At 53.2% G+C, this 21785-nt stretch carries 22 protein-coding genes and 1 riboswitch; of the genes, 10 read left to right on the forward strand and 12 right to left on the reverse strand.

The genetic code is table 11. The features are described 5' to 3' along the window. Nucleotides 1–17: 17 nt before the first annotated feature. The 11 genes from bfr (ACFQPC_RS17255) to ACFQPC_RS17305 form a co-directional block, all read right to left on the reverse strand. Nucleotides 18–494, reverse strand: coding sequence for a bacterioferritin (gene bfr / locus ACFQPC_RS17255; protein ID WP_382273075.1), 477 nt, complete (start codon nucleotides 492–494; stop codon nucleotides 18–20). A gap of 212 nt (nucleotides 495–706) precedes the next feature. After that, complete coding sequence (gene bfr, locus ACFQPC_RS17260; protein ID WP_012078227.1) at nucleotides 707–1180, reverse strand: bacterioferritin; 474 nt, start codon at nucleotides 1178–1180, stop codon at nucleotides 707–709. Between the two features lie 311 nt (nucleotides 1181–1491). Continuing rightward, the gene (locus ACFQPC_RS17265; RefSeq protein WP_382273302.1) at nucleotides 1492–1902 is read right to left on the reverse strand and encodes an ExbD/TolR family protein; all 411 of its coding nucleotides are present in this window, start codon (nucleotides 1900–1902) and stop codon (nucleotides 1492–1494) included. Beyond that, complete coding sequence (locus ACFQPC_RS17270; protein WP_012078229.1) at nucleotides 1902–2630, reverse strand: MotA/TolQ/ExbB proton channel family protein; 729 nt, start codon at nucleotides 2628–2630, stop codon at nucleotides 1902–1904. Before ACFQPC_RS17270 ends, ACFQPC_RS17265 begins: the two co-directional genes overlap by 1 nt. 12 nt (nucleotides 2631–2642) lie before the next feature. Beyond that, nucleotides 2643–3329 carry an energy transducer TonB gene (locus tag ACFQPC_RS17275; RefSeq protein ID WP_382273076.1) on the reverse strand — a complete coding sequence of 229 codons (687 nt, stop codon included), beginning with the start codon at nucleotides 3327–3329 and terminating at the stop codon, nucleotides 2643–2645. Between the two features lie 11 nt (nucleotides 3330–3340). Beyond that, nucleotides 3341–3556, reverse strand: coding sequence for a (2Fe-2S)-binding protein (locus tag ACFQPC_RS17280; RefSeq protein WP_012078231.1), 216 nt, complete (start codon nucleotides 3554–3556; stop codon nucleotides 3341–3343). A 90-nt stretch (nucleotides 3557–3646) separates the two neighbouring features. Further along, on the reverse strand, nucleotides 3647–3967 hold the full coding sequence (locus ACFQPC_RS17285) for a hypothetical protein (protein WP_012078232.1): 321 nt from the start codon (nucleotides 3965–3967) through the stop codon (nucleotides 3647–3649). An 81-nt stretch (nucleotides 3968–4048) separates the two neighbouring features. Continuing rightward, complete coding sequence (gene hemP, locus ACFQPC_RS17290) at nucleotides 4049–4243, reverse strand: hemin uptake protein HemP (RefSeq protein ID WP_041296325.1); 195 nt, start codon at nucleotides 4241–4243, stop codon at nucleotides 4049–4051. Between the two features lie 236 nt (nucleotides 4244–4479). Then, entirely contained in the window at nucleotides 4480–6108 is a 1629-nt protein-coding gene (locus tag ACFQPC_RS17295) for an FMN-binding glutamate synthase family protein (RefSeq protein ID WP_382273077.1), read from the reverse strand. Between the two features lie 155 nt (nucleotides 6109–6263). Then, nucleotides 6264–7382 carry a tRNA 2-thiouridine(34) synthase MnmA gene (mnmA, locus tag ACFQPC_RS17300; protein ID WP_382273078.1) on the reverse strand — a complete coding sequence of 373 codons (1119 nt, stop codon included), beginning with the start codon at nucleotides 7380–7382 and terminating at the stop codon, nucleotides 6264–6266. Then, nucleotides 7375–7863: an NUDIX hydrolase gene (locus ACFQPC_RS17305; RefSeq protein WP_382273079.1), complete on the reverse strand. Its 489-nt coding sequence runs from the start codon at nucleotides 7861–7863 to the stop codon at nucleotides 7375–7377. The genes mnmA and ACFQPC_RS17305 overlap by 8 nt, the downstream gene beginning before the upstream one ends. Before the next feature lie 367 nt (nucleotides 7864–8230). Here ACFQPC_RS17305 and panD point away from each other — a divergent pair, with 367 nt between their 5' ends. The 3 genes from panD to pntB all read left to right on the forward strand — a co-directional run bounded on the left by panD (nucleotide 8231) and on the right by pntB (nucleotide 11733). Continuing rightward, nucleotides 8231–8590 (forward strand): aspartate 1-decarboxylase, encoded by a 360-nt coding sequence (gene panD, locus ACFQPC_RS17310; RefSeq protein WP_012078240.1) that lies wholly within the window; start codon nucleotides 8231–8233, stop codon nucleotides 8588–8590. Nucleotides 8591–8711: 121 nt separating this feature from the next. Then, complete coding sequence (locus tag ACFQPC_RS17315) at nucleotides 8712–10310, forward strand: Re/Si-specific NAD(P)(+) transhydrogenase subunit alpha (RefSeq protein ID WP_382273080.1); 1599 nt, start codon at nucleotides 8712–8714, stop codon at nucleotides 10308–10310. Between the two features lie 10 nt (nucleotides 10311–10320). After that, on the forward strand, nucleotides 10321–11733 hold the full coding sequence (gene pntB, locus ACFQPC_RS17320; RefSeq protein WP_382273081.1) for a Re/Si-specific NAD(P)(+) transhydrogenase subunit beta: 1413 nt from the start codon (nucleotides 10321–10323) through the stop codon (nucleotides 11731–11733). Nucleotides 11734–11815: 82 nt separating this feature from the next. Here pntB and ACFQPC_RS17325 read toward each other — a convergent pair whose 3' ends face one another. Then, nucleotides 11816–12721: a LysR family transcriptional regulator gene (locus ACFQPC_RS17325; protein WP_382273082.1), complete on the reverse strand. Its 906-nt coding sequence runs from the start codon at nucleotides 12719–12721 to the stop codon at nucleotides 11816–11818. Between the two features lie 107 nt (nucleotides 12722–12828). Between ACFQPC_RS17325 and gcl the strand changes: the two genes are divergently transcribed. The 7 genes from gcl to thiS all read left to right on the forward strand — a co-directional run bounded on the left by gcl (nucleotide 12829) and on the right by thiS (nucleotide 21716). Next, nucleotides 12829–14577, forward strand: coding sequence for a glyoxylate carboligase (gcl, locus tag ACFQPC_RS17330; RefSeq protein ID WP_012078244.1), 1749 nt, complete (start codon nucleotides 12829–12831; stop codon nucleotides 14575–14577). A gap of 1 nt (nucleotide 14578) precedes the next feature. Next, nucleotides 14579–15358: a hydroxypyruvate isomerase gene (gene hyi / locus ACFQPC_RS17335; RefSeq protein ID WP_382273083.1), complete on the forward strand. Its 780-nt coding sequence runs from the start codon at nucleotides 14579–14581 to the stop codon at nucleotides 15356–15358. A gap of 97 nt (nucleotides 15359–15455) precedes the next feature. Beyond that, nucleotides 15456–16343 (forward strand): 2-hydroxy-3-oxopropionate reductase, encoded by an 888-nt coding sequence (glxR, locus tag ACFQPC_RS17340; RefSeq protein WP_175626989.1) that lies wholly within the window; start codon nucleotides 15456–15458, stop codon nucleotides 16341–16343. Nucleotides 16344–16431: 88 nt separating this feature from the next. Continuing rightward, nucleotides 16432–17697: a glycerate kinase type-2 family protein gene (locus ACFQPC_RS17345; protein WP_382273084.1), complete on the forward strand. Its 1266-nt coding sequence runs from the start codon at nucleotides 16432–16434 to the stop codon at nucleotides 17695–17697. 77 nt (nucleotides 17698–17774) lie between these two features. Further along, nucleotides 17775–19193: a pyruvate kinase gene (gene pyk, locus ACFQPC_RS17350; protein WP_382273085.1), complete on the forward strand. Its 1419-nt coding sequence runs from the start codon at nucleotides 17775–17777 to the stop codon at nucleotides 19191–19193. 185 nt (nucleotides 19194–19378) lie between these two features. Continuing rightward, nucleotides 19379–19487: riboswitch (TPP riboswitch) on the forward strand. Nucleotides 19488–19599: 112 nt separating this feature from the next. Next, on the forward strand, nucleotides 19600–21513 hold the full coding sequence (gene thiC, locus ACFQPC_RS17355; protein WP_382273086.1) for a phosphomethylpyrimidine synthase ThiC: 1914 nt from the start codon (nucleotides 19600–19602) through the stop codon (nucleotides 21511–21513). Beyond that, on the forward strand, nucleotides 21510–21716 hold the full coding sequence (gene thiS, locus ACFQPC_RS17360; protein WP_382273087.1) for a sulfur carrier protein ThiS: 207 nt from the start codon (nucleotides 21510–21512) through the stop codon (nucleotides 21714–21716). The genes thiC and thiS overlap by 4 nt, the downstream gene beginning before the upstream one ends. Nucleotides 21717–21785: the final 69 nt, after the last annotated feature.

The raw sequence follows: 21785 nt of genomic DNA on the forward strand, positions 1-21785 counted from the left end.
AGTAGTCGAATATCTACCTATTCGTCGCTAATCATTTGCGCTTGCAAATAATTCTGCAGGCCTATCGTCTCGATCAGCGAGAGCTGGGTTTCCAGCCAGTCGATGTGTTCTTCCGTATCGTCGAGGATGTAGTGAAACAGTTCGCGCGATACATAATCACCATTGGTTTCCGAGGCGGCTATGCCTTCCTTGACGGTTGCTTGCGCCAGCCTTTCCAATTGCAAATCACTTTCCAGCATTTCCTGGATGTTTTCACCGATCAGCAGCTTATGCAGTGCTTGCAAATTCGGCAGGCCATCCAGCATCAGGATGCGGTCGATTAATTTGTCGGCATGTTTCATTTCGCCGATCGATTCTTCCAACTCCTTTTTCGCGATCTTCTCGAAGCCCCAGTGCCTGTACATGCGTGCATGCAGGAAGTATTGGTTGATCGCAGTCAGTTCGTTGGTGAGCTGCGCATTCAGCAGCCGGATGATATTGCTGTCACCTTTCATTCAAACCTCAAAAAATAATGTAAGAGCAGCTTGATCGACATTCGCTATTGCCATGTCGAACTAGCTAGTTTGCAGGGGCGTCGATAATAGCGCGGGAAGGAGGCCTTGCGATCAGGAAGGAGCTGGGATGATTCTTGAAATGAAAAAAGGACGCAGCGAACGTCCTTTTCTGATGTCGATATCGCTATCGACAGTATTACCTGAACGGCGAATTACTCGCTGATCATTTGTGCTTGCAGATAGTTCTGGATACCGACTTTTTCGATCAGGTCGAGTTGGGTTTCCAGCCAGTCGATATGTTCTTCGGTATCGTCCAGGATGTATTGGAACAGTTCGCGCGATACATAGTCACCGCTGGCTTCGCATGCTGCGATGCCTTCTTTGACGGTTTTTTGCGCCAGCTTTTCCAGTTTCAAATCGCAGCCCAGCATTTCCGGCGTGTTTTCACCGATCATCAGCTTGTGCAGTGCTTGCAGGTTAGGCAAGCCATCCAGCATCAGGATGCGATCGATCAATTTGTCGGCATGTTTCATTTCGCCGATGGACTCTTCGTATTCTTTCTTTGCAATTTTTTCAAAACCCCAGTGCTTGTACATGCGTGCATGCAGGAAGTATTGGTTGATTGCGGTCAGTTCGTTTGTAAGCTGTGCATTGAGCAGCTTGATGATATTGCTGTCACCTTTCATGGCGGCCTCGAAAGTGATGTGGAAGACGGGCTGTTGCGCATCTGACGATCAATTGTCAAAGCGCCGGTCAGCAAAGAACGCACATGATAGCCCAGGATGTCCAATTTATGGTCATTTTGCCTTCATTTTGCTAACTGGAATCATTCGTGTTTCGATTGCGAAAGCGAAGCTGGGCGCGGCTTTGCGGGGAGTTGCCTGATTTGTTTGCGGTGCGGAACGGGGCAAGAAAAAACGCGCTGCAGCGAGATGCTGAGCGCGTTCTTTTTCGGTCTGTAAAGGCAGGATTGGGACTGCCCGCAAACCGGTACTGCTTACTTCGGTGCTTCGGTGACGAAGCCCATCTTGGTCAGTCCGCCTGACTGTGCTGCTGCCATGACTTGCGCGACTTTCTCGTAAGGCGTGAGACGGTCGGCGCGCAAATGCAATTCTGGTTGTGGTGTTACTTTGGCCGCATCTGCAATGCGTGACAGCATTTGCGATTGATCCAGTATTTCATTGTTCCAGTAAACCTGGCCTGCCGCATCAATCGATACATTGATGGTTTCCGGTTTGACGTCGTTAGGCTGGTTTGCTGCGTGTGGCAGATCGAGCTTCACTGCGTGATTCATCACCGGGATGGTCATGATGAAGATGATCAGCAATACCAGCATCACGTCGACTAGCGGCGTGGTGTTGATCTCTGGATTGAAGTCGTCTTCATCCGACAAGGATCCCATTGCCATCATGCACCTCCGACGGCAACCAGTTTGGCGCCGCTTGCACCTGGTGTATTGGTGTCATTGGCGCGGGAGCCGGTGACGAACAATGCATGCAGGTCGAAGCCGAATTTATTCATTTTGGCGATGACCGATTTATTGCCGCGAACCAGTGCGTTGTAGCCGAAGGTTGCAGGAATCGCGACAGCCAGACCGAGTGCGGTCATGATCAGCGCTTCACCGACCGGGCCGGCAACTTTATCGATACTGGCTTGACCCGAAGTACCGATGGCAACCAGCGCGTGATAGATACCCCAAACGGTACCGAACAGGCCGACGAACGGCGCGGTGGAACCGACCGATGCCAGCACTGCCATGCCGCTTTGCAATTTGGCCGATGTTTCATCAATCGCTTGACGCAGGGACAGCGTGATCCAGTCGCTGACCGACAATTGATCGTGCAAGTGGCCTTTGTGCGCTTCATGGTGACGCATGGCGGTAACGCCTGCTTCAGCGATGTCGGCAAATGGATTGCCGTTACCCAGGGTGGCTGTGCCTTCTGTCAGGCTGGTGGCATCCCAGAACTCGTGGCCGGCAGCACGTGCAGCGCGGCGATACTGCATCAATTGCAGTGCTTTGGTGGCGATGACGTACCACGACGCGATCGACATAGCGACCAGCAATACTGCGACGCCTTTGGTGACAAAGTCACCTTGCGACCACAGACTTTCTAAACCGTACGGGCTGACTTCCATGATGATTCCTTCTTATCTATTTAGCGTGAAATTAATTGGTACGATAGCGAAGGCAGGAGCTGGTCTCCCGTCTTCCAAATAAGGCTTGAATAATGCGCGCATCACGGCATCCCGTGCTGCATCGTCCATGCGCAATGAGCCTGAAGATTTTTGAACTTCTACTTTTTCGGCGCGACCTTTTTCATTGATCAGCACACGTAATGTGACGGTGCCTTCATTACCCATGCGTGCATCCAGCGGTGGGTAAACCGGGCGCGGTGCATTGATGTAGGAAACGCCGGAAATCAATTTTGGTGTCGCTGGTACCGATGGCGCAGACGGTGCGGCAGGTGCAGGCGGCGACGGTGGCTCATTCGATGGTGGTGACGGCGCGACGTTTTCGGTAATGGCTTGTGGCGATGGTGCTTCAGTCACGACCGGCTTGGGTGTCGGGCGGGTTAACTGTTTCTTCACGACCGGCACTGTTTTTGGCTCTGCTGGTTTTGGTGCAGGTGCAGGTGCTGGCTGTTCAGTGATGAAATCGGCAAAAATTTCACGCGGCAATACCTTGGCGACCTGGTGGACCAGACCACTACGTAGCGCGTAGAACAAAGCGATGTGGATCGCAATGATAGCGATCAGAGGCCCGAATCGTCTGAGTTGCTGTGATATGTGAGGCGGTAAAAGCGGAGCTGACGACTGGGTTGTTATTGCGTTCATAAAGAAAATGCTTATGCGGCCAATGCGTTAGGGTGAAACATTATAGTTTGAGTTGGGCGAGCGTCGGCAAGGCATTCGCGCAGCACGCGTTTGGCACAGGAGTGGCATTTGCCACAACAGGTGCCTAAATCCAGATCATTGCGCAATTGCGACATCGAAGTTGTGCCGTTATCAACTGCCTGACGAATTTTCCTTTCGGAAATATTGCTGCAAACACAAACAATCATCGATGCCTCGTGTGACTTTCTTTGTAGGTTAAAAATACAAAAAACGACAGTTCTTAATGTGTTCAACGCCGGTTGCCCGGCGTTTTGTTCTTAATTCACACGCGCTCCAGCAACAAGACGCGTAAACAACTTGAATTTCTCCGGCGGCGGCATCGCTCGCTCCACCACCATTGCCCATTGTTCTGATAACTGCTGGCAGGTCGCTCGTAACACTGGCGCCAGATCGGGCAAATCGGCCAGTGCCTTCAAGTGTCGCTCTATAACCGAGGCCAGCTTGATGCACGAACTGCTTTCTTGATTATTCGCGGTGTAATGCGACATCAAATGTAAAACTGCTGAAACGAGTAACTCCGGTTGTGCCGGTGCTGCGTTAGGCTCCTGTAAGGCCTGCTGCGCTTTTTCGATTGCCATCAAACTCTCCTTTTGGGTTGGTTTGGCTGGCTGGTGCAATGTTGCGCACGGGCTGGCTCAGTTGCAAATCGATGCTGCTAGTTATGCCGTCAAAATCAATTTATTCAACTGCGTTAAACGGAGGCGGTAAATTCGCCCTTCGTGTGCTATTTCCACTTCACGCATTTGCCGGAACAAATCGCGACTATTAATGCGAGTTATTGGCTGTTCCATTGCAGCGTTATTACGTAGAGCAGGATTGTTTTCCAGTGCTTCACGTGGTGCCGAGATCGCCATGTTCAACCTTTTCATGTAAATGAGAACAATTCGTGTTTAGATTATTGGACATTTGGCGAGAGATTGCAAGTTTTTTCGCTCGGCTTTGACTGACCGGGGTCAAGATAGATGGAATTTGTGGCGATCCGGGCGAGGAAAGTTGCCTGCTGGATATCGCGCAGGCGGAATTAAACGGATTCTTAACAGGGGGGAATCCTGCGGCAATGCTCTTGATTGCCGCAGATAAAGGAAGGGGATTAGTGTATCGGGCTGAAGGACTCAGCTTGCGCGATAGGCCAGTACTTGCCGAACACTTCCGGCAACTCACGTTCCGGATTTGCTTCGCTCAGCAACTGGCCGGATTCTAGATAAGGCAGCAGTGCAGAGGCGAGTTTGACTTGATTGGCCGATACACGGCGCACCAGGTGATGTGGTTTGAGTTCTGACGGATGATGCAGGCCAGCTGCAGCAATTAATTCCGCCAGTGCTTTCAATGTATTGCGATGGAAATTGGCGACACGCTCGGCCTTGTCCGGCACGACCAATGCGCGCTGCCGCAGATTGTCCTGGGTTGCGATGCCGGTCGGGCAGCGATCGGTATGGCAGCTTTGTGATTGTATGCAGCCGAGTGCAAACATAAAGCCGCGTGCCGAATTGCACCAGTCCGCGCCCAGTGCCAGGGTACGCACGATATCGAAGGCGCTGACGATCTTGCCGGATGCGCCTATCTTGACCTTGTCGCGCAGTTTGGCACCCACCAGTGTGTTATGCGCCAGCAGCAGCGCTTCCTGCAGCGGTACGCCGACATGATCGGTGAACTCAACCGGTGCCGCACCGGTGCCACCCTCGCCGCCATCGATCACGATGAAATCGGGCGTAATGCCGGTCGCCAGCATCGCTTTCACGATGCCGAAGAATTCCCATGGATGGCCGACCGCCAGTTTGAAGCCGGTTGGTTTGCCGCCGGAGAGATTACGCAGTTGTTCTATGAATTGCAGCAGGCCGATAGGCGAGTCGAAGGCCGAATGGGACGACGGTGACACGCAATCGATGCCCAGCGGTATGCCGCGTGCGGCGGCAATCTCTACCGAGACCTTGGCACCGGGTAAAACTCCGCCATGACCTGGCTTGGCACCTTGCGATAACTTCACTTCTATCATCTTCACTTGCGGCAGTTGCGCATTGAGTGCGAATTTCTCTGCTGAAAAACTGCCATCGTCATTGCGGCAGCCGAAGTAACCCGAGCCTATCTCCCACACCAGGTCGCCGCCGGCATCGTTTGGATTCTCCGGCTTGTGATAGCGGCTGATGCTGCCTTCGCCGGTGTCATGCATGAAGCCACCTTTTTGCGCACCTTGATTGAGGGCGCGTATCGCATTCGCCGATAGTGCACCAAAGCTCATTGCAGAGATGTTGAAGATACTCGCCGAGTATGGCTGCGCACGCTCTGCGCCGATCGTGATGCGAAAATCGTGCGATCCGACTTTGGCTGGTGCAATCGAATGATTGATCCATTCGTAGTCGCTTTGGTAGACATCCATCTGCGTACCGAACGGGCGCTTATCGATCGCCTGTTTGGCGCGCTGATACACCAGCGAACGCTGGTTGCGCGAAAAAGGATTTGGCGCGGCATCGTCTTCCAGGAAGTACTGGCGTATTTCGGGACGTACTGATTCAAGCATATAGCGAAAGTGCCCGAGGATAGGGTAGTTGCGCAGTACCGCGCGTTTGGCTTGCAGTACATCGCTGATGCCGACCACGGTCAGGAAGCCAAAGAGCGCGACCAGCCACCAGGCGTTATCGTGTTGCGGTGTAAAGAGCAGTGAGAGGATGAAAAGGAGTCCGGAGACTACGAGGGCGAGATAGCCGATCGGGAACAAACGCATTTTTTCTCCAGACAGAATGCCTGCCGCGTGGCAGATCAATTGCGGGACAGTGTACAACGCTCCCACATATTTATCAGGGGTGTTGCCACGGCAATCGTCGGCAACGGAGTAGAACGCTTGCCCTGGATGAGTTGTTATCCAGGGAAGGCTCGTAACTAAGCAGGAACTGCAGAAGTATTGATGATGCCGCCGCCCAGGCAGACATCCCCCTGGTAAAGCACGGCCGATTGACCCGGTGTGACGGCCCATTGTGGCGTGGCGAATGCGAGTGAGAAACCATCTGCATCGCTATGCTGGCTGCAGGCGACGTCGGCCTGGCGGTACCGTGTTTTGGCAGATACCAGTTCTTCGTTCGGCGGGCTGCCGGCAACCCAGCTCATCTGGCCGGCGCTTAATTCTGATGACAGCAGCCAGGGGTGATCGTGTCCTTGCACTATATATAGCGTGTTGGTCGCGACATCCTTGCGCGCCACATACCAGGGTTCACTATTGCCGTCGGTGTTTTTGTGCGACTTCATGCCGCCCAAGCCTATGCCTTTGCGCTGCCCCAGCGTGTAGAAACTCAAACCTACATGTTCGCCAACGATGACGCCTTCCGGTGTTTTCATCGGTCCCGGTTGATAAGACAGGTAGCGATTCAGGAATTCACGGAACGGACGTTCACCGATGAAGCAAATACCGGTGGAGTCTTTCTTGGTCGCGTTCGGCAACTGTAACTGTTCTGCAATCTTGCGCACTTCCGTCTTGCGGATTTCGCCGAGCGGGAACAGGGTCTTGGCCAGCTGGGCTTGATTCAGGCGGTGCAGGAAGTAGCTTTGATCCTTGCTGGCGTCGACCGCTTTCAATAATTCGACGCGTCCGGCATCCGGGCCGGACGTCACTTCACGTACGCGCGCATAGTGGCCGGTGGCGATCATATCGGCGCCGAGCAGCATGGCGTGATCGAGGAAGGCCTTGAATTTGATTTCGGCATTGCACAGTACATCCGGATTCGGCGTACGGCCGGCCTGGTATTCGCGCAGGAATTCGGCAAAGACACGGTCTTTGTACTCGGAAGCGAAATTGACTGCTTCGATGTCGACGCCGACCACGTCAGCCACGCTGGCTGCATCTATCCAGTCCTGGCGTGTCGAGCAGTATTCAGAATCGTCATCGTCTTCCCAGTTCTTCATGAAGAGGCCGATGACTTCGTAACCTTGTTCTTTCAGGAGCCAGGCTGAAACAGACGAGTCAACACCGCCGGACATGCCGATGACGACGCGTTTTTTAGCCATTTTCAATTACCTCATAGACGGATGGATGCGTGATCAGCAGCGACAGCGGGGCGCGCTTGCCGGCCAGATAGTCATCGACTCGTTGCAATACCGAGGGGCTACGATGTTTTTCCCGGCTTGCGACCAGCTCGTCATAGCTCATCCAGACCGCGCGCAGGATGCCGACATCCAGCGGCTGGTCGTGTTTTGCGCCGACTTCGCCGCAAAAAGTGAAGCTTAAATAAGTGACATCATGCCCGGTGCGCGCAGAAACATAGCGCGACATATACATGCCGACCAGGGCGGTAGGGGTGAAGTCGTGTGCGGTTTCTTCCAGGGTTTCGCGTACAACTGCTTCTTCCAGCGATTCGTGCGGGTCCAGGTGGCCGGCCGGCTGGTTGAAACGAACGCCCTCACTGGTTTCTTCTTCTACCAGCAGGAAGTGCCCATCACGCTCGATGATGGCAGCAACAGTAACAGATGGTTTCCAGATATCAGGCATATGGTCCCTCGGAATAACCCGCTATTTTAGCGCGCACCCGGGAAAGTTGCCCGCAATGTTTCCCCGGCAGAAAATATTGTAATAAAATGAGTCAGGTCAAGATTGCTCAATTTTTGTCTTTGCTATGCTGGGCATTTGGCCTTATGCTTATCAGTTCGCTTCCTTGTAAAACCCCTACGGAAGTTGGCAGGCGCTAGCCCGACCCGGGTAAATACCCTGCCGCTGAGCGGGAATTCCGCTGCAGGAACATATGGTTTACTGCCTCACATACCGTGGAAGCGCAGTGCCAGGAACTACACATTAATAGATTTGCCTTCGCCGGGCTTTGGCGTCGAGGCAAAGTTTTAAGTAACGAAACGGAATAAAAATGCAACGTATCATGCTCAGGTCAAAAATCCACCGTGTAACGGTGACTCAGGCTGACCTGCATTACGAGGGTTCGTGCGGTATTGACGAAGACCTGCTGACTGCCGCTGACATTCGTGTCGGCGAAAAAATTGAGCTGTACAACATTAATAACGGCAAGCGTTTCTCCACCTACGCCATCAAGGGCGCCAAAGGTAGCGGCGAAATCTCGCTCAACGGTGCTGCCGCACGCTGCGCGCAATTGGGTGATTTGCTGATTATTTGCACTTACGGTTCGATGACAGACGAAGAAGTCGAGACTTATGTACCGAAGATTGTCTTCGTTGATGAAAAGAATAAATTCGCCGGACTGAAGAAATAGCGATTAGTAGTCGTAACAATTTAGAAACCCGGTCGCGCCGTTCAGGGCAGCTAGAACCGGGTTTTTATCCATTTGCTGATCGCGGCGATACAGAATTTAAACAAACTATGAGAGATGTTATATGTCTTTAGTTATAGGGGTGCCACGGGAGTCATTCCCCGGGGAAAAACGGGTGGCGACTGTGCCAGAAGTCGTCGAAAAGCTAATCAAACTTGGCTTTTCCGTCAGTGTGGAATCTGGTGCTGGTGACGACGCCAACTTCAGCGACGATACCTACCGCGCCGCCGGTGCACAGATCGTGCAAGGCGCTGCCAACTTGTGGTCCACGTCCGATATCGTCTTTAAGGTGCGCGCTCCAAGTGCCGAAGAAGTCGGTCTGATTCGCGAAGGCAGCACCCTGATCGGCTTCATCTGGCCGGCACAGAATCCTGAATTGATGCAGCAGCTTGCCGCCAAGCGTGTCACCGTGTTGGCTATGGACTCGCTGCCACGCACGCTGTCGCGCGCGCAGAAGATGGATGCTTTGACCTCCACCGCCGGTGTCAGTGGCTATCGCGCCGTCATCGAGGCTGCGAATGCCTTCGGTCGTTTCTTCAACGGCCAGATCACGGCTGCAGGCAAGGTTCCTCCTGCAAAAGTATTTATCGCAGGTGCTGGCGTGGCCGGTTTGGCTGCGATCGGTACGGCTGCCAGCCTGGGCGCCATCGTGCGCGCCAACGATACCCGTGCCGAAGTGGCCGATCAAGTGGTATCGCTGGGCGGCGAATTCGTTAAGGTCGATTATGACGAAGAAGGTTCGGGCGGCGGCGGCTATGCCAAGGTCATGTCCGAAGGTTTCCAGGCTGCGCAGCGTGAGATGTATGCCCAGCAGGCCAAGGAATGCGACATTATCATCACCACCGCGCTGATCCCTGGCAAACCGGCTCCGAAACTGATAACCGCCGAAATGGTTCAGTCGATGAAACCCGGCAGCGTGATCGTCGATATGGCGGCCGAGCAGGGTGGTAACTGCGAACTGACAGAACCCGGCAAGGTTGTAGTAAAACATGGCGTGACCATCGTTGGTTACACAGACTTGCCGAGCCGTTTGCCTAAGCAGGCCAGTACGCTGTACTCAACTAACCTGCTGCGCCTGACCGAAGAGCTGTGCAAGGACGCTGAAGGTAAAAAGACGACTGACGGCATCATCAACGTCAATATGGAAGACGAAGCCATTCGTGGACTGACCGTCATCAAGGACGGCAATATCACCTGGCCGCCGCCACCGCCGAAGCCAGTGGCTGCTCCGGTTGCCAAGCCAGTGCAGGCACCTGCTCCTGCGCACGGTCATGGCCCAAGCACCACTGTTTCCTCACCTAAGCGGGTGGTCACAATGTTTGTCTTCGCAACGCTGTTGTTTGCGTTGATAGGCATGGGTGCGCCTACCGCTTTCCTCGGTCACTTGACCGTGTTCGTACTGGGTTGCTTCATTGGTTACATGGTGGTCTGGAATGTTACCCCGGCATTGCACACGCCTCTGATGAGCGTTACCAACTCCATCTCGTCGATCATCGTGATCGGTGCGCTGGTACAGGTGGCTCCTCCGTTGGCTGATGGCATGGCGCGTCCCGAGTTGCTGATTAAGTGCCTCGCCGCTGCTGGCATCGCTTTGACCGCAATCAACATGTTCGGTGGCTTTGCTGTCACCCGTCGCATGCTTGATATGTTCCGTAAGAATTAAGGAGACCCCTATGTCTGCAAATCTGGCTACTGTCTCCTACATCGGAGCAACCATTCTCTTCATCCTCAGCCTGGGTGGCTTGTCGCATCCGGAAACATCGCGCCGCGGTAACTTGTACGGCATGATCGGTATGGGCATCGCGGTGCTCGCTACCATCTTTGGCCCACGCGTTACTGCAGACGGCTATGCATGGATCATCCTGGCGCTGCTGGTCGGCGGTGTGATCGGTCTGTACGCTGCCAAGAAGGTCAAAATGACCGAAATGCCGGAGCTGGTTGCATTGATGCACAGCTTCGTCGGTCTGGCCGCTGCACTGGTTGGTTTTGCCAGCTACATCGATCCGTCCATCCATCTGGAAGGCGCTGAGAAGGCTATCCATCAAGTTGAAATCTACGTTGGTATCTTCATCGGTGCGGTAACGTTCTCGGGTTCCCTGATCGCGTTCGGCAAACTGAACGGCAAAATCGGCGGCAAGCCATTGCTGTTGCCGGCACGTCACTTCATCAACCTGATCGGCTTGTTGCTGGTGATCTGGTTTGGTCGTGAGTTCGTGAATGCCCCTGACGTTGCCAGCGGCATGACACCATTGATCATCATGACCGTGATTGCCTTGCTGTTTGGCGTACACATGGTGATGGCAATTGGTGGTGCTGATATGCCGGTCGTGGTCTCGATGCTCAACAGCTACTCTGGCTGGGCTGCTTCGGCTACCGGTTTCATGCTCGGCAACGATTTGCTGATCGTGACTGGTGCGCTGGTCGGTTCTTCCGGTGCGATTCTGTCGTACATCATGTGCCAGGCGATGAACCGTAACTTCTTCAGCGTGATCGCCGGTGGTTTCGGTGGCGGTGCTCCGAAGGCTGGCGGCGCTGTGAAAGAGCAGGTTGGTGAAGCGACCCCTGTTTCGGCACAAGAAACGGCAGAACTGCTGCGTGAAGCAAAAAGCGTGGTCATCGTGCCTGGTTACGGCATGGCAGTGGCGCAAGCACAGCACACCGTGAACGAAATCACCAAGCTGTTGCGCGCTAAAGGCACCAAGGTACGTTTTGCGATCCACCCGGTTGCAGGTCGTATGCCTGGTCACATGAACGTGTTGCTGGCTGAAGCTAAAGTGCCTTACGACATCGTGCTGGAAATGGATGAAATCAACGAAGATTTCCCTGATACAGACGTCGTGATGGTGATTGGTGCGAATGACATCGTGAACCCGGATGCGCAGGAAGATCCGGACAGCCCGATCGCTGGTATGCCAGTGCTCGAGGTCTGGAAAGCAGAAACTTCGATCGTCATGAAGCGTTCGATGGCTTCCGGTTATGCTGGTGTTGATAACCCATTGTTCTACAAAGAAAACAACCGCATGTTGTTTGGTGATGCGAAGAAGATGCTGGACGACGTCCTGACAACTTTGAAAGCTGCTGCCTGATAGCAAGCTGATGTTGATGAAAAAGCCCGCTGATGCGGGCTTTTTTTATGGGTGCTGCAAGGAGGCGTAAGTCAGTGTGTGCTTACCTGCTCCAATAACCCGGCTGGCTATACATGGCCTTCAGATGTGAGATGAAGAGGCGCACCTTGGCCGGTACATTCCGCTGCTGCGGATAGACCGCCATGATGTCGTACTCAGGGATCGCGTAATCGTCGAGCACTGTTTCCAGCATGCCGCTCTCCAGCTGGCTCTGGATTTCCCATACGGAGCGCCAGGCGATGCCCAGGCCTTCCGTCATCCAGCGATGCAGCAATTCACCGTCGTTGCAGTCCAGGCTGCCCTGGGTGCGCACTGAGACGGTTTTGCCGCGGTAATTGAAATACCAGCCGCGTTGCTGTCCACCTTGAAGATTGAAGGACAGGCAATTATGATTAGCAAGATCGTCCAGTGTCTTGGGTTTGCCGTGTTTTTTGAAGTATTCCCGCGTGCCGCACACCACACGTTTATTGGCGGCAAGTTTGATGGCCACGAAGTTGGGGTCGATATTGCCGCCGATCCGTATACCCATGTCGTAACCCTCTTGCACCAGATCAACGACGCGATCGGTCAGGTTGAATGACATTTTGAGGCCGGGATGCGCTTCCAGGAATTCCTGGGCGTAAGGTGCGACGTGTTGGCGGCCAAAGGAGGCCGGGGCGGAAACGATCAAATGCCCGGTAACCTTGTTATGGCCGGCGGACAGCGCGCTTTCCGCGTGTTCCAGTTCGCTCAGCATCTTGCGGCAGTGCTCGAGGTATACTGAGCCTTCTTCCGTCAGGGCCAGGCGCCGGGTGGAGCGATGCAGCAGGCGGACGCCGAGGCGTTTCTCCAGGGTATCAATGCGGCGCCCGACCATCACAGGCGTGACCTGCAAGGCTAAAGCCGCCGCGGCAAAGCTGTTATGCTCGACCGCCATCACAAATGCTTCGATCTGTTTGAGCTTGTCCATTCGATACCTGAAGTATTTAATTGGTTAATTAATAGTCCTATTCTAAAAGTAATCCACATGAATTACTATGCAGCTTAGGAAAATTTCATTTCAATGGAGATTATGTAATGGCAAAGATGACAGCAGCCCAAGCAGCAGTTTGGGTAATGCAAAAAGAGGGTATTGATCAAGCCTTCGGCGTTCCAGGCGCAGCGATCAATCCGTTTTACTCCGCCATGCAAAAGCAAGGCACCATCAAACACATTCTGGCGCGTCACGTAGAAGGCGCGACCCACATGGCTGAGGGTTACACCCGTGCCAAGTCCGGCAATATCGGTGTTGCTCTGGCTACTTCGGGTCCAGGCGGCACAGACATGGTTACCGGTCTGTACTCGGCTATCGCTGACTCGATTCCTATCCTGTGCGTTACTGGTCAAGCGCCACGTGCACGTTTGCACAAAGAAGACTTCCAGGCTGTTGATATCGAATCGATCTCGAAACCAGTGACCAAATGGTCGGTTATGGTTCGTGAACCAGCATTGGTTCCACAAGTATTCCAACAAGCATTCCACATCATGCGCTCCGGCCGTCCAGGTCCTGTGCTGATCGATTTGCCATTCGACGTACAAGTTGCTGAAATCGAATTCGATCCAGATCTGTACGAACCATTGCCAGTGTACAAACCACAAGCAACTCGCAAGCAAATCGAAGCTGCAATCGCAATGTTGAACGCTGCAGAGCGCCCATTGCTGATCTCCGGCGGCGGCGTTATCAATGCAAACGCAACCCCGTTGATGCTCGAATTCGCTGAGCTGGTCAATGTTCCTGTCGTTCCTACCCTGATGGGCTGGGGCACAGTACCTGACGATCACCCGCTGATGGTTGGTATGGTTGGCCTGCAAACATCGCACCGCTACGGTAACGCGACCATGTTGGCTTCGGACTTCGCATTCGGTATCGGTAACCGTTGGGCTAACCGTTTCACCGGTTCGATCGACGTTTTCACCAAAGACCGTAAATTCGTACACATCGACATCGAACCGACACAAATCGGTCGCGTGTTTGGTCCAGACCTCGGCATCACTTCTGACGCTGGCGCAGCACTGAAACTGATGATCGAAGTAGCGAAAGAATTGAAAGCTGCCGGCAAACTGAAAAACCGTGATGCATGGTTGGCTGAGTGCCAAGAACGCAAACGCACCATGTTGCGTAAAACGGATTTCGACGTAACACCGATCAAACCACAACGTGTTTACCAAGAAATGAACGCAGTGTTCGGCAAAACCGCACGCTACATTTCGAACATCGGTCTGTCGCAAATCGCTGCGGGTCAATTCCTGCACGTGTACAAAGAACGTAACTGGATCAACTGCGGTCAAGCAGGTCCATTGGGCTGGACTATCCCAGCTGCCCTGGGTGTCCGGGCTGCTGATCCAACCAGCGAAATCGTTGCTATCACAGGCGATTACGACTTCCAGTTCCTGATCGAAGAATTGGCTGCAGGCGCGCAATTCAACCTGCCATACATCCACGTTCTGGTGAACAACTCCTACCTGGGCCTGATCCGTCAAGCACAACGTATGTTCACAATGGACTACTGCGTATCGCTGGCATTCGACAACATCAACTCGACCGAAAACGCTTCGTACGGTGTTGATCACGTTAAAGTTACCGAAGGTCTGGGCTGCAAAGCAATTCGCGTCTACAACCCTGACGACATCGCTCCTGCACTGAAAAAAGCGCAAGAGTGGATCAAAGAATTCAAGGTACCAGTCGTTGTTGAAATCATCCTCGAACGCGTAACCAATATCGCGATGGGTACCGAGATCAACGCGATCAACGAATTCGAAGAAATCCTCGACGTTAAGGGTGCTTAAGATGACGAAACTTGCTGCTAATCTGACGATGCTGTTCAATGAGGTTCCATTCATGGACCGCTTTGAACAAGCTGCAAAGAATGGCTTCAAAGGCGTTGAATTCTTGTTTCCATACGATTTCCCTGCGGCTGATGTCGCAGCGAAATTGAAAGAAAACAACCTGGAAATGGTGTTGCATAACCTGCCAGCCGGTAACTGGGCTGGTGGTGAGCGTGGTATCGCTTGCCATCCGGATCGCGTAGAAGAATTCAAAGCCGGCGTGGACAAAGCAATTGAATACGTCAAAGTGCTCGGTACCAAACAGGTCAACATCCTGTCCGGTATCGTGCCTACAGGCGTAACGCATGAACAAGCAGAAGCAACCCTGGTTGCGAACTTGAAATATGCGGCTGCTAAATTGAAAGCTGAAGGTATCCCACTGTTGATCGAAGCGATCAACACATTCGATATCCCGGGTTTCTTCCTGACCGGTACGAAACAGACTCTGGACATCATTGCCAAAGTCGGTTCCGACAACCTGTTTTTCCAATACGACATCTATCACATGCAACGCATGGAAGGTGAGTTGGCCAACACGATGAAGAACAACCTCGCGGTTATTCCTCATCTGCAACTGGCAGACAATCCAGGTCGTTTTGAACCAGGTACAGGCGAAATCAATTACACCTTCCTGTTCAAGTTCCTGGACGAAATTGGTTACAAGGGCTGGATCGGTTGTGAGTACAAGCCTAAAGCTGGTACGGTAGAAGGATTGGGCTGGCGCGCAGCGCACGGCCTATAATGTAGCGTCTCTAAGCATACTGAGCGGTCCGACATCGGGCCGCTTAGTATTTTTACTGAGTACGTAGTTCACACTTAAATATAATCAGGAGTCAGTCATGGCAAAAGTTGGATTTATTGGTTTGGGTATCATGGGCGCACCAATGGCGCTGAACCTGCAAAAGGGTGGTCACCAACTGTTTTTGCATGATCAAAAAGCACCAGCACAAGAATTGATCGACGGCGGCGCAACAGTTTGCAAATCGGGCGCTGAAGTTGCCAAGAGCGCAGACATCATCATCACCATGGTGCCGGATACCCCGCACGTGGACGCAGTTCTGTTCGCAGAAAACGGTGTTGCGGCTGGTCTGGCTAAAGGCAAAATCGTGGTCGACATGAGCTCGATCTCGCCTATCGCTACCAAAGAATTCGCGAAAAAAGTAAATGCACTGGGTTGCGAATACCTGGATGCACCAGTATCCGGCGGTGAAGTCGGTGCTAAAGCAGCTTCACTGACCATCATGGTCGGCGGTTCGGAAGCAGCGTTCAACACAGTCAAACCTTTGTTTGAACTGATGGGTAAAAACATCACCCTAGTTGGCGGCAACGGCGACGGTCAAACCACCAAAGTAGCAAACCAAATCATCGTTGCATTGAACATCCAGGCTGTTTCCGAAGCCCTGTTGTTCGCATCGAAAGCAGGCGCAGATCCAGCAAAAGTCCGTCAGGCTCTGATGGGCGGTTTTGCTAACTCGCGTATTCTGGAAGTACACGGTGAACGTATGGTTAAACGTACATTCAACCCAGGCTTCCGTATCGAACTGCATCAAAAAGATTTGAACCTGGCATTGCAAGGTGCAAAAGCAATGGGCGTATCGTTGCCTAACACTGCAAACACCCAGGAATTGATGAACGCATGCGCAGCAAATGGCATGAGCGGTCTGGATCACTCGGCACTGTGCCGCGCGATCGAAATCATGTCGAACCACGAAATCGCCAAGGCGTAATTCGTTCGACTGATTTGAGTACTGCTGCCGGCATTGCATTCAGGTGCAATGCCGGTTTGATTCAAAATTTTTAAAAGTAGCTTGCCCCATGTCGATTGATCCACGTCAGTTTTTGAATGACCTGTATGCCACCGCAGTTGAGGCCGTGAGCGCACAGAAGTGCATGCCTGCCTATCTGCCTAAACAATCTGCCAAGGGTCGTACCCTGGTGATTGGCGCCGGTAAAGGTGCTGCAGCAATGGCCAAGGTAGTTGAAGATACGTGGCCAGGCAAAGTAGAAGGCTTGATCGTGACGCGTTATGGTCACGGCGCTGACTGCAAACAAATTGAAGTAGTAGAAGCGGCACATCCGGTCCCGGATGAAGCTGGCCGTCAGGCAGCTGGCCGTATGCTGGAACTGGTCAAGGGTTTGACCGAAGATGATCTGGTTTTGTGCCTGATCACTGGCGGCGGTTCCGCCTTGCTGAGCTTGCCGGGTGAAGGCATTACGCTTGAGCAAAAGCAAGCATTGAATAAAGCCCTGCTGAAAAGCGGCGCAACGATTTCCGAAATGAACTGTGTGCGCAAGCACCTGTCCGCCATCAAAGGTGGTCGCCTGGCGTTGGCATGTGCCCCGGCACGTGTCGTGACGCTGCTGATCTCCGATGTGCCGGGCGATGATCCTGGTGTGATCGCCAGCGGTCCTACCCTGCCTGATCCGACGACTTGTGCGGAATCCCTGGCGATCCTGAAAAAATACGGCATCGAAATTCCGGACAATATCCTGAAGCATCTCGAATCCGGCGCTGGTGAAACACCGAAGCCGGGTGATCCGCGTTTCGCACGCAATGAACACCATGTGATGGCAACCGCACAGCATGCACTGGAAGCCGCTGCGGCCAAAGCGCGCGCTGCCGGTATCACGCCTTACATCCTGTCCAATGACCTTGAAGGTGAGTCGCGCGACGTCGGTATGGTGCATGCAGCGTTGGCCAAGCAGGTTGCGAAATATGGCCAGCCGTTTGCCAAGCCGTGCGTCATCCTGTCCGGCGGTGAAACGACTGTCACCGTACGCGGCAAAGGTCGTGGCGGCCGCAATGCAGAATTCCTGTTGAGCCTGGCAGTGTCCCTGCAAGGTACTGCCGGTATACATGCGTTGGCATGCGACACCGATGGTATCGATGGTTCGGAAGACAACGCCGGTGCCATCTATCAACCAGATTCATGGACCCGTGCCGCTGAGCAAGGCCTGAATGCCAAAGCCATGTTGGAGAACAACGATGGTTATGGTTTCTTCAGTGCACTCGGTGACCTGATCGTCAGTGGTCCGACACGTACCAACGTGAATGACTTCCGGGCCATCCTGATTTTGTAATTTATTTTCCCGCTGTGTCTGTGATCCAGTCATAGCGGTATTCATTTTTCATTTTTCATTTAAGAAGAAGATCTGTCATGAGACGTAATCGTAAAGCAAAAATCGTTGCTACCCTGGGCCCAGCAAGTGGCGATCTGGAAACCATCAGCGCATTGTTTGAAGCTGGAGTGGACATGTTCCGCTTCAACTTCAGCCATGGTTCGCACGAAGATCACCGCGCACGTCACGAAATCGTGCGTAGCCTGGAAACCAAATACGGCCGTCCGGTTGCCATCCTCTGCGATCTGCAAGGTCCGAAGATTCGTCTGGGTACCTTCAATGGCGATTCCGCTGTGTTGGCTGAAGGTTCGCAATTCGTGCTCGACCGCGATCAGACTCCAGGTGATGCAACACGCGTTTACCTGCCACATCCTGAACTGTTCGAAGTTGTCAAAGCTGGTCAAAACCTGTTGTTCGATGACGGCAAAATTCGTGTTTCGATCGAAAGCAACTCGGGTGACCGCATCGTCACACGTGTGACTACCGGCGGTAAGATTTCGAACCGCAAAGGCGTCAACGTGCCAGACGCAATTCTGCCTATCCCTGCAATGACACCGAAAGATCTGGTTGATCTGGAATTCGCATTGTCGTTGGGCGTGGACTGGGTAGCTCTGTCGTTCGTGCAACAAGTTTCCGATATCGAAGATGCACGCAAGATCATCGGCGACCGCGCTCTGATTCAATCGAAGATCGAAAAACCAGCAGCAATGCTCGACATCGATGCGATCTGCAAAGCTTCTGACTCCGTCATGGTTGCTCGTGGTGATTTGGGTGTTGAACTGCCGATCTCGCAAGTGCCGCGCGCTCAGAAAGAAATCATCCGTGTATCGCGTAAATACGGCCGTCCAACTATCGTTGCAACACACATGTTGGAATCGATGACCGAATCGCCTATGCCAACCCGTGCAGAAGCATCGGACGTAGCCAACGCCATTTATGAAGGCGCAGATGCCGTGATGTTGTCTGCGGAATCGGCCAGCGGCAAGAACCCTGTTCGTGCCGTTCAAATGATGGACAGCATCATCAAGGAAGTGGAAAGCGATCCGGTCTACCGCACACTGCTGGATGCACAGCAAGTGACACCACGTCCAACCGCGGAAGATGCAATTTGCAACGCCTTGCGTGACACCACGGCTGCGATCAAAGCTGTCGCTACTGTGACATACACAAAATCCGGCAGCACCAGCATGAGCGCTGCGCGTGTACGTCCGACCACGTCGATCCTGAGCATCACTCCAGAACTGAAGACCGCACGTCGTCTGGCATGGGTTTGGGGTATCCACTCGATCGTTGGTGGCCAGGATGTTAAGTCTGTTGATGATATGGTCAGCGAAGCAGTGGCGGCCGCTGTGCATGAAGGTTTTGCCAAGAAGGGTGATTACATCGCTATCTCGGCTGGCTTGCCATTCGGTGAATCGGGTACAACCAACTTGTTGCACATCGCAACAGTTAAGTAATAGCTGAGTTGTAACAGTTTCTGGAAAACAGCATCCTTGCCGTTTTCCAGAACTGACATGAATGGTTTGTTTTCCGGTAGGCAAGCAAGCCATTCATGTCAGATGTAAAAGTTTGACCCGGGTCAATTGACGTAGTCGTTTTATTGCATAGACTCGCGTTGTAGTTTGTTGCACCCGTTGTAGAAGTAAAAAGCTAGGGGTCCTAGGCAGATGCATACCGCATCCCGCCGGGTGAGAAAAACCCTTGAACCTGATCTGGATAATGCCAGCGAAGGGAAGCTAACGAGAACGATGTCGCATCAGGAATCCGCATTGCATCGCCCCACGATGCCCTCCTTGAAACGATAGCTGTCCTCGAAACCTCCTGAGCTGGCTCCAAGCCACTGTAGTTAGCCAAGGAGCCAAAATGAATGCCAATCCCAAATTCCTGTCCGCCACTGCGACAGTAGACGAAGCAGCAATCCAGCCGCTGCCGAATTCCCGCAAAATTTATATCGAAGGTTCGCGTCCCGACATCCGCGTGCCTATGCGTGAGATTACGCAGTCCGATACGCCAGCTTCGTTCGGTTTTGAAAAGAACCCACCCATCTATGTGTATGACACCTCGGGTCCTTACACCGACCCTGCGGCGAAGATAGATATACGTTCCGGCCTGGATACGCCGCGCCTGCCGTGGATACTCGAACGCAATGACACGGAAGAACTACCAGGCCCGACGTCGGAATACGGGATAGAACGCCTGAACGATCCGAAGCTGGCCGAGTTGCGTTTCAACCTGCATCGCAAACCACGTCGTGCATTGGCTGGTAAAAACGTCTCGCAAATGCACTACGCACGTCAGGGCATCATCACGCCGGAAATGGAATTCGTTGCGATCCGTGAAAACATGAATCGTCGCGCCTACCTGGAAGAACTGAAAAAATCCGGTCCTAAAGGTGAGAAGCTGGCCGAGTTGATGGGACGTCAGCACCCGGGGCAATCGTTCGGTGCTGCGATTCCACAAGAGATCACTGCAGAATTTGTGCGCAGTGAAATCGCGCGCGGCCGCGCCATCATTCCAGCCAACATCAATCACCCGGAAATCGAACCTATGATCATAGGGCGTAACTTCCTGGTCAAAATCAACGCGAATATCGGTAACTCGGCGGTCACTTCTTCGATCGGTGAAGAAGTCGAAAAAATGACTTGGGCGATACGTTGGGGCGGCGACAATGTAATGGATCTGTCGACCGGCAAACACATCCATGAAACACGCGAATGGATTATCCGCAACTCGCCCGTGCCTATCGGTACCGTGCCGATTTACCAGGCGCTGGAAAAGGTAAATGGCAAGGCCGAAGACCTGACCTGGGAAATTTTCCGCGACACGCTGATCGAACAGGCAGAGCAGGGCGTCGATTACTTCACCATCCATGCCGGTGTCTTGCTGCGCTATGTGCCACTGACGGCGAAGCGCATGACCGGCATCGTGTCGCGTGGCGGTTCCATCATGGCGAAGTGGTGTCTCGCACATCACAAGGAATCTTTCCTGTACGAACACTTCGAAGACATCTGCGAAATCATGAAAGCCTATGACGTGTCCTTCAGCCTGGGCGATGGCTTGCGTCCGGGTTCCATCTATGACGCGAATGATGAAGCGCAACTGGGTGAATTGAAAACGCTGGGAGAGCTGACGCAGATCGCATGGAAGCATGATGTGCAAGTGATGATCGAAGGTCCTGGTCATGTCCCTATGCACCTGATCAAAGAAAACATGGACCTGCAACTGGAACAATGCCATGAAGCGCCGTTCTATACGCTGGGGCCGTTGACGACCGATATTGCACCGGGCTATGACCACATTACTTCCGGTATCGGTGCGGCGCAGATCGGTTGGTATGGTACGGCGATGCTTTGCTATGTCACGCCGAAAGAGCATCTCGGTTTGCCGAACAAGGTCGACGTCAAGGACGGCATCATCACTTACAAAATCGCTGCACATGCCGCCGATCTGGCGAAAGGTCATATCGGTGCGCAGATTCGTGACAATGCCTTGTCGAAAGCGCGTTTCGAATTCCGTTGGGAGGACCAGTTCAACATCGGTCTGGATCCGGACAAGGCGCGCGAATTCCATGATGAAACTTTGCCCAAGGATTCAGCCAAGGTCGCGCATTTCTGCTCGATGTGCGGCCCGCATTTCTGTTCGATGAAAATCACTCAGGAAGTGCGTGACTATGCAGCGAAGCAGGGCATCACGGAAATCCAGGCTTTGAAAGCGGGCATGGAAGTGAAGGCAATCGAGTTCGTGAAGAGTGGTGCCGAGATTTATCAAAAGCAATGATGATCACGCTACAGCTGAATGGCAGCGCATATCAGGTCGAGGACGGCTCCACCGTGAGCGACCTGGTGGCATCCTTGTCCTTGACCGGCAAGGCCATAGCCGTCGCCATCAATCGCGAAGTCCTGTCGGATAGCGATTGGCCGCAACGTCGTTTGCTGGCGACGGACTCCATTGATATCGTGCGCGCCATAGGTGGCGGTTAATGAATGAAGCAAATAGAAGGCAAGCGCGAGCTTGCCTTTTATTTGCTGTTTAGGTATTCCAGAGGAGTT

Source organism: Herminiimonas glaciei (assembly GCF_042664955.1).
Taxonomy (GTDB): Bacteria; Pseudomonadota; Gammaproteobacteria; order Burkholderiales; family Burkholderiaceae_D; genus Oxalicibacterium; species Oxalicibacterium glaciei.

Coding starts and splice junctions, on each gene's coding strand:
- bfr (WP_382273075.1), bottom strand. CDS start 494: ATGAAAGGTGACAGCAATATCATCCGGCTGCTGAATGCGCAGCTCACC.
- bfr (WP_012078227.1), bottom strand. CDS start 1,180: ATGAAAGGTGACAGCAATATCATCAAGCTGCTCAATGCACAGCTTACA.
- ACFQPC_RS17265 (WP_382273302.1), bottom strand. CDS start 1,902: ATGGCAATGGGATCCTTGTCGGATGAAGACGACTTCAATCCAGAGATC.
- ACFQPC_RS17270 (WP_012078229.1), bottom strand. CDS start 2,630: ATGGAAGTCAGCCCGTACGGTTTAGAAAGTCTGTGGTCGCAAGGTGAC.
- ACFQPC_RS17275 (WP_382273076.1), bottom strand. CDS start 3,329: ATGAACGCAATAACAACCCAGTCGTCAGCTCCGCTTTTACCGCCTCAC.
- ACFQPC_RS17280 (WP_012078231.1), bottom strand. CDS start 3,556: ATGATTGTTTGTGTTTGCAGCAATATTTCCGAAAGGAAAATTCGTCAG.
- ACFQPC_RS17285 (WP_012078232.1), bottom strand. CDS start 3,967: ATGGCAATCGAAAAAGCGCAGCAGGCCTTACAGGAGCCTAACGCAGCA.
- hemP (WP_041296325.1), bottom strand. CDS start 4,243: ATGGCGATCTCGGCACCACGTGAAGCACTGGAAAACAATCCTGCTCTA.
- ACFQPC_RS17295 (WP_382273077.1), bottom strand. CDS start 6,108: ATGCGTTTGTTCCCGATCGGCTATCTCGCCCTCGTAGTCTCCGGACTC.
- mnmA (WP_382273078.1), bottom strand. CDS start 7,382: ATGGCTAAAAAACGCGTCGTCATCGGCATGTCCGGCGGTGTTGACTCG.
- ACFQPC_RS17305 (WP_382273079.1), bottom strand. CDS start 7,863: ATGCCTGATATCTGGAAACCATCTGTTACTGTTGCTGCCATCATCGAG.
- panD (WP_012078240.1), top strand. CDS start 8,231: ATGCAACGTATCATGCTCAGGTCAAAAATCCACCGTGTAACGGTGACT.
- ACFQPC_RS17315 (WP_382273080.1), top strand. CDS start 8,712: ATGTCTTTAGTTATAGGGGTGCCACGGGAGTCATTCCCCGGGGAAAAA.
- pntB (WP_382273081.1), top strand. CDS start 10,321: ATGTCTGCAAATCTGGCTACTGTCTCCTACATCGGAGCAACCATTCTC.
- ACFQPC_RS17325 (WP_382273082.1), bottom strand. CDS start 12,721: ATGGACAAGCTCAAACAGATCGAAGCATTTGTGATGGCGGTCGAGCAT.
- gcl (WP_012078244.1), top strand. CDS start 12,829: ATGGCAAAGATGACAGCAGCCCAAGCAGCAGTTTGGGTAATGCAAAAA.
- hyi (WP_382273083.1), top strand. CDS start 14,579: ATGACGAAACTTGCTGCTAATCTGACGATGCTGTTCAATGAGGTTCCA.
- glxR (WP_175626989.1), top strand. CDS start 15,456: ATGGCAAAAGTTGGATTTATTGGTTTGGGTATCATGGGCGCACCAATG.
- ACFQPC_RS17345 (WP_382273084.1), top strand. CDS start 16,432: ATGTCGATTGATCCACGTCAGTTTTTGAATGACCTGTATGCCACCGCA.
- pyk (WP_382273085.1), top strand. CDS start 17,775: ATGAGACGTAATCGTAAAGCAAAAATCGTTGCTACCCTGGGCCCAGCA.
- thiC (WP_382273086.1), top strand. CDS start 19,600: ATGAATGCCAATCCCAAATTCCTGTCCGCCACTGCGACAGTAGACGAA.
- thiS (WP_382273087.1), top strand. CDS start 21,510: ATGATGATCACGCTACAGCTGAATGGCAGCGCATATCAGGTCGAGGAC.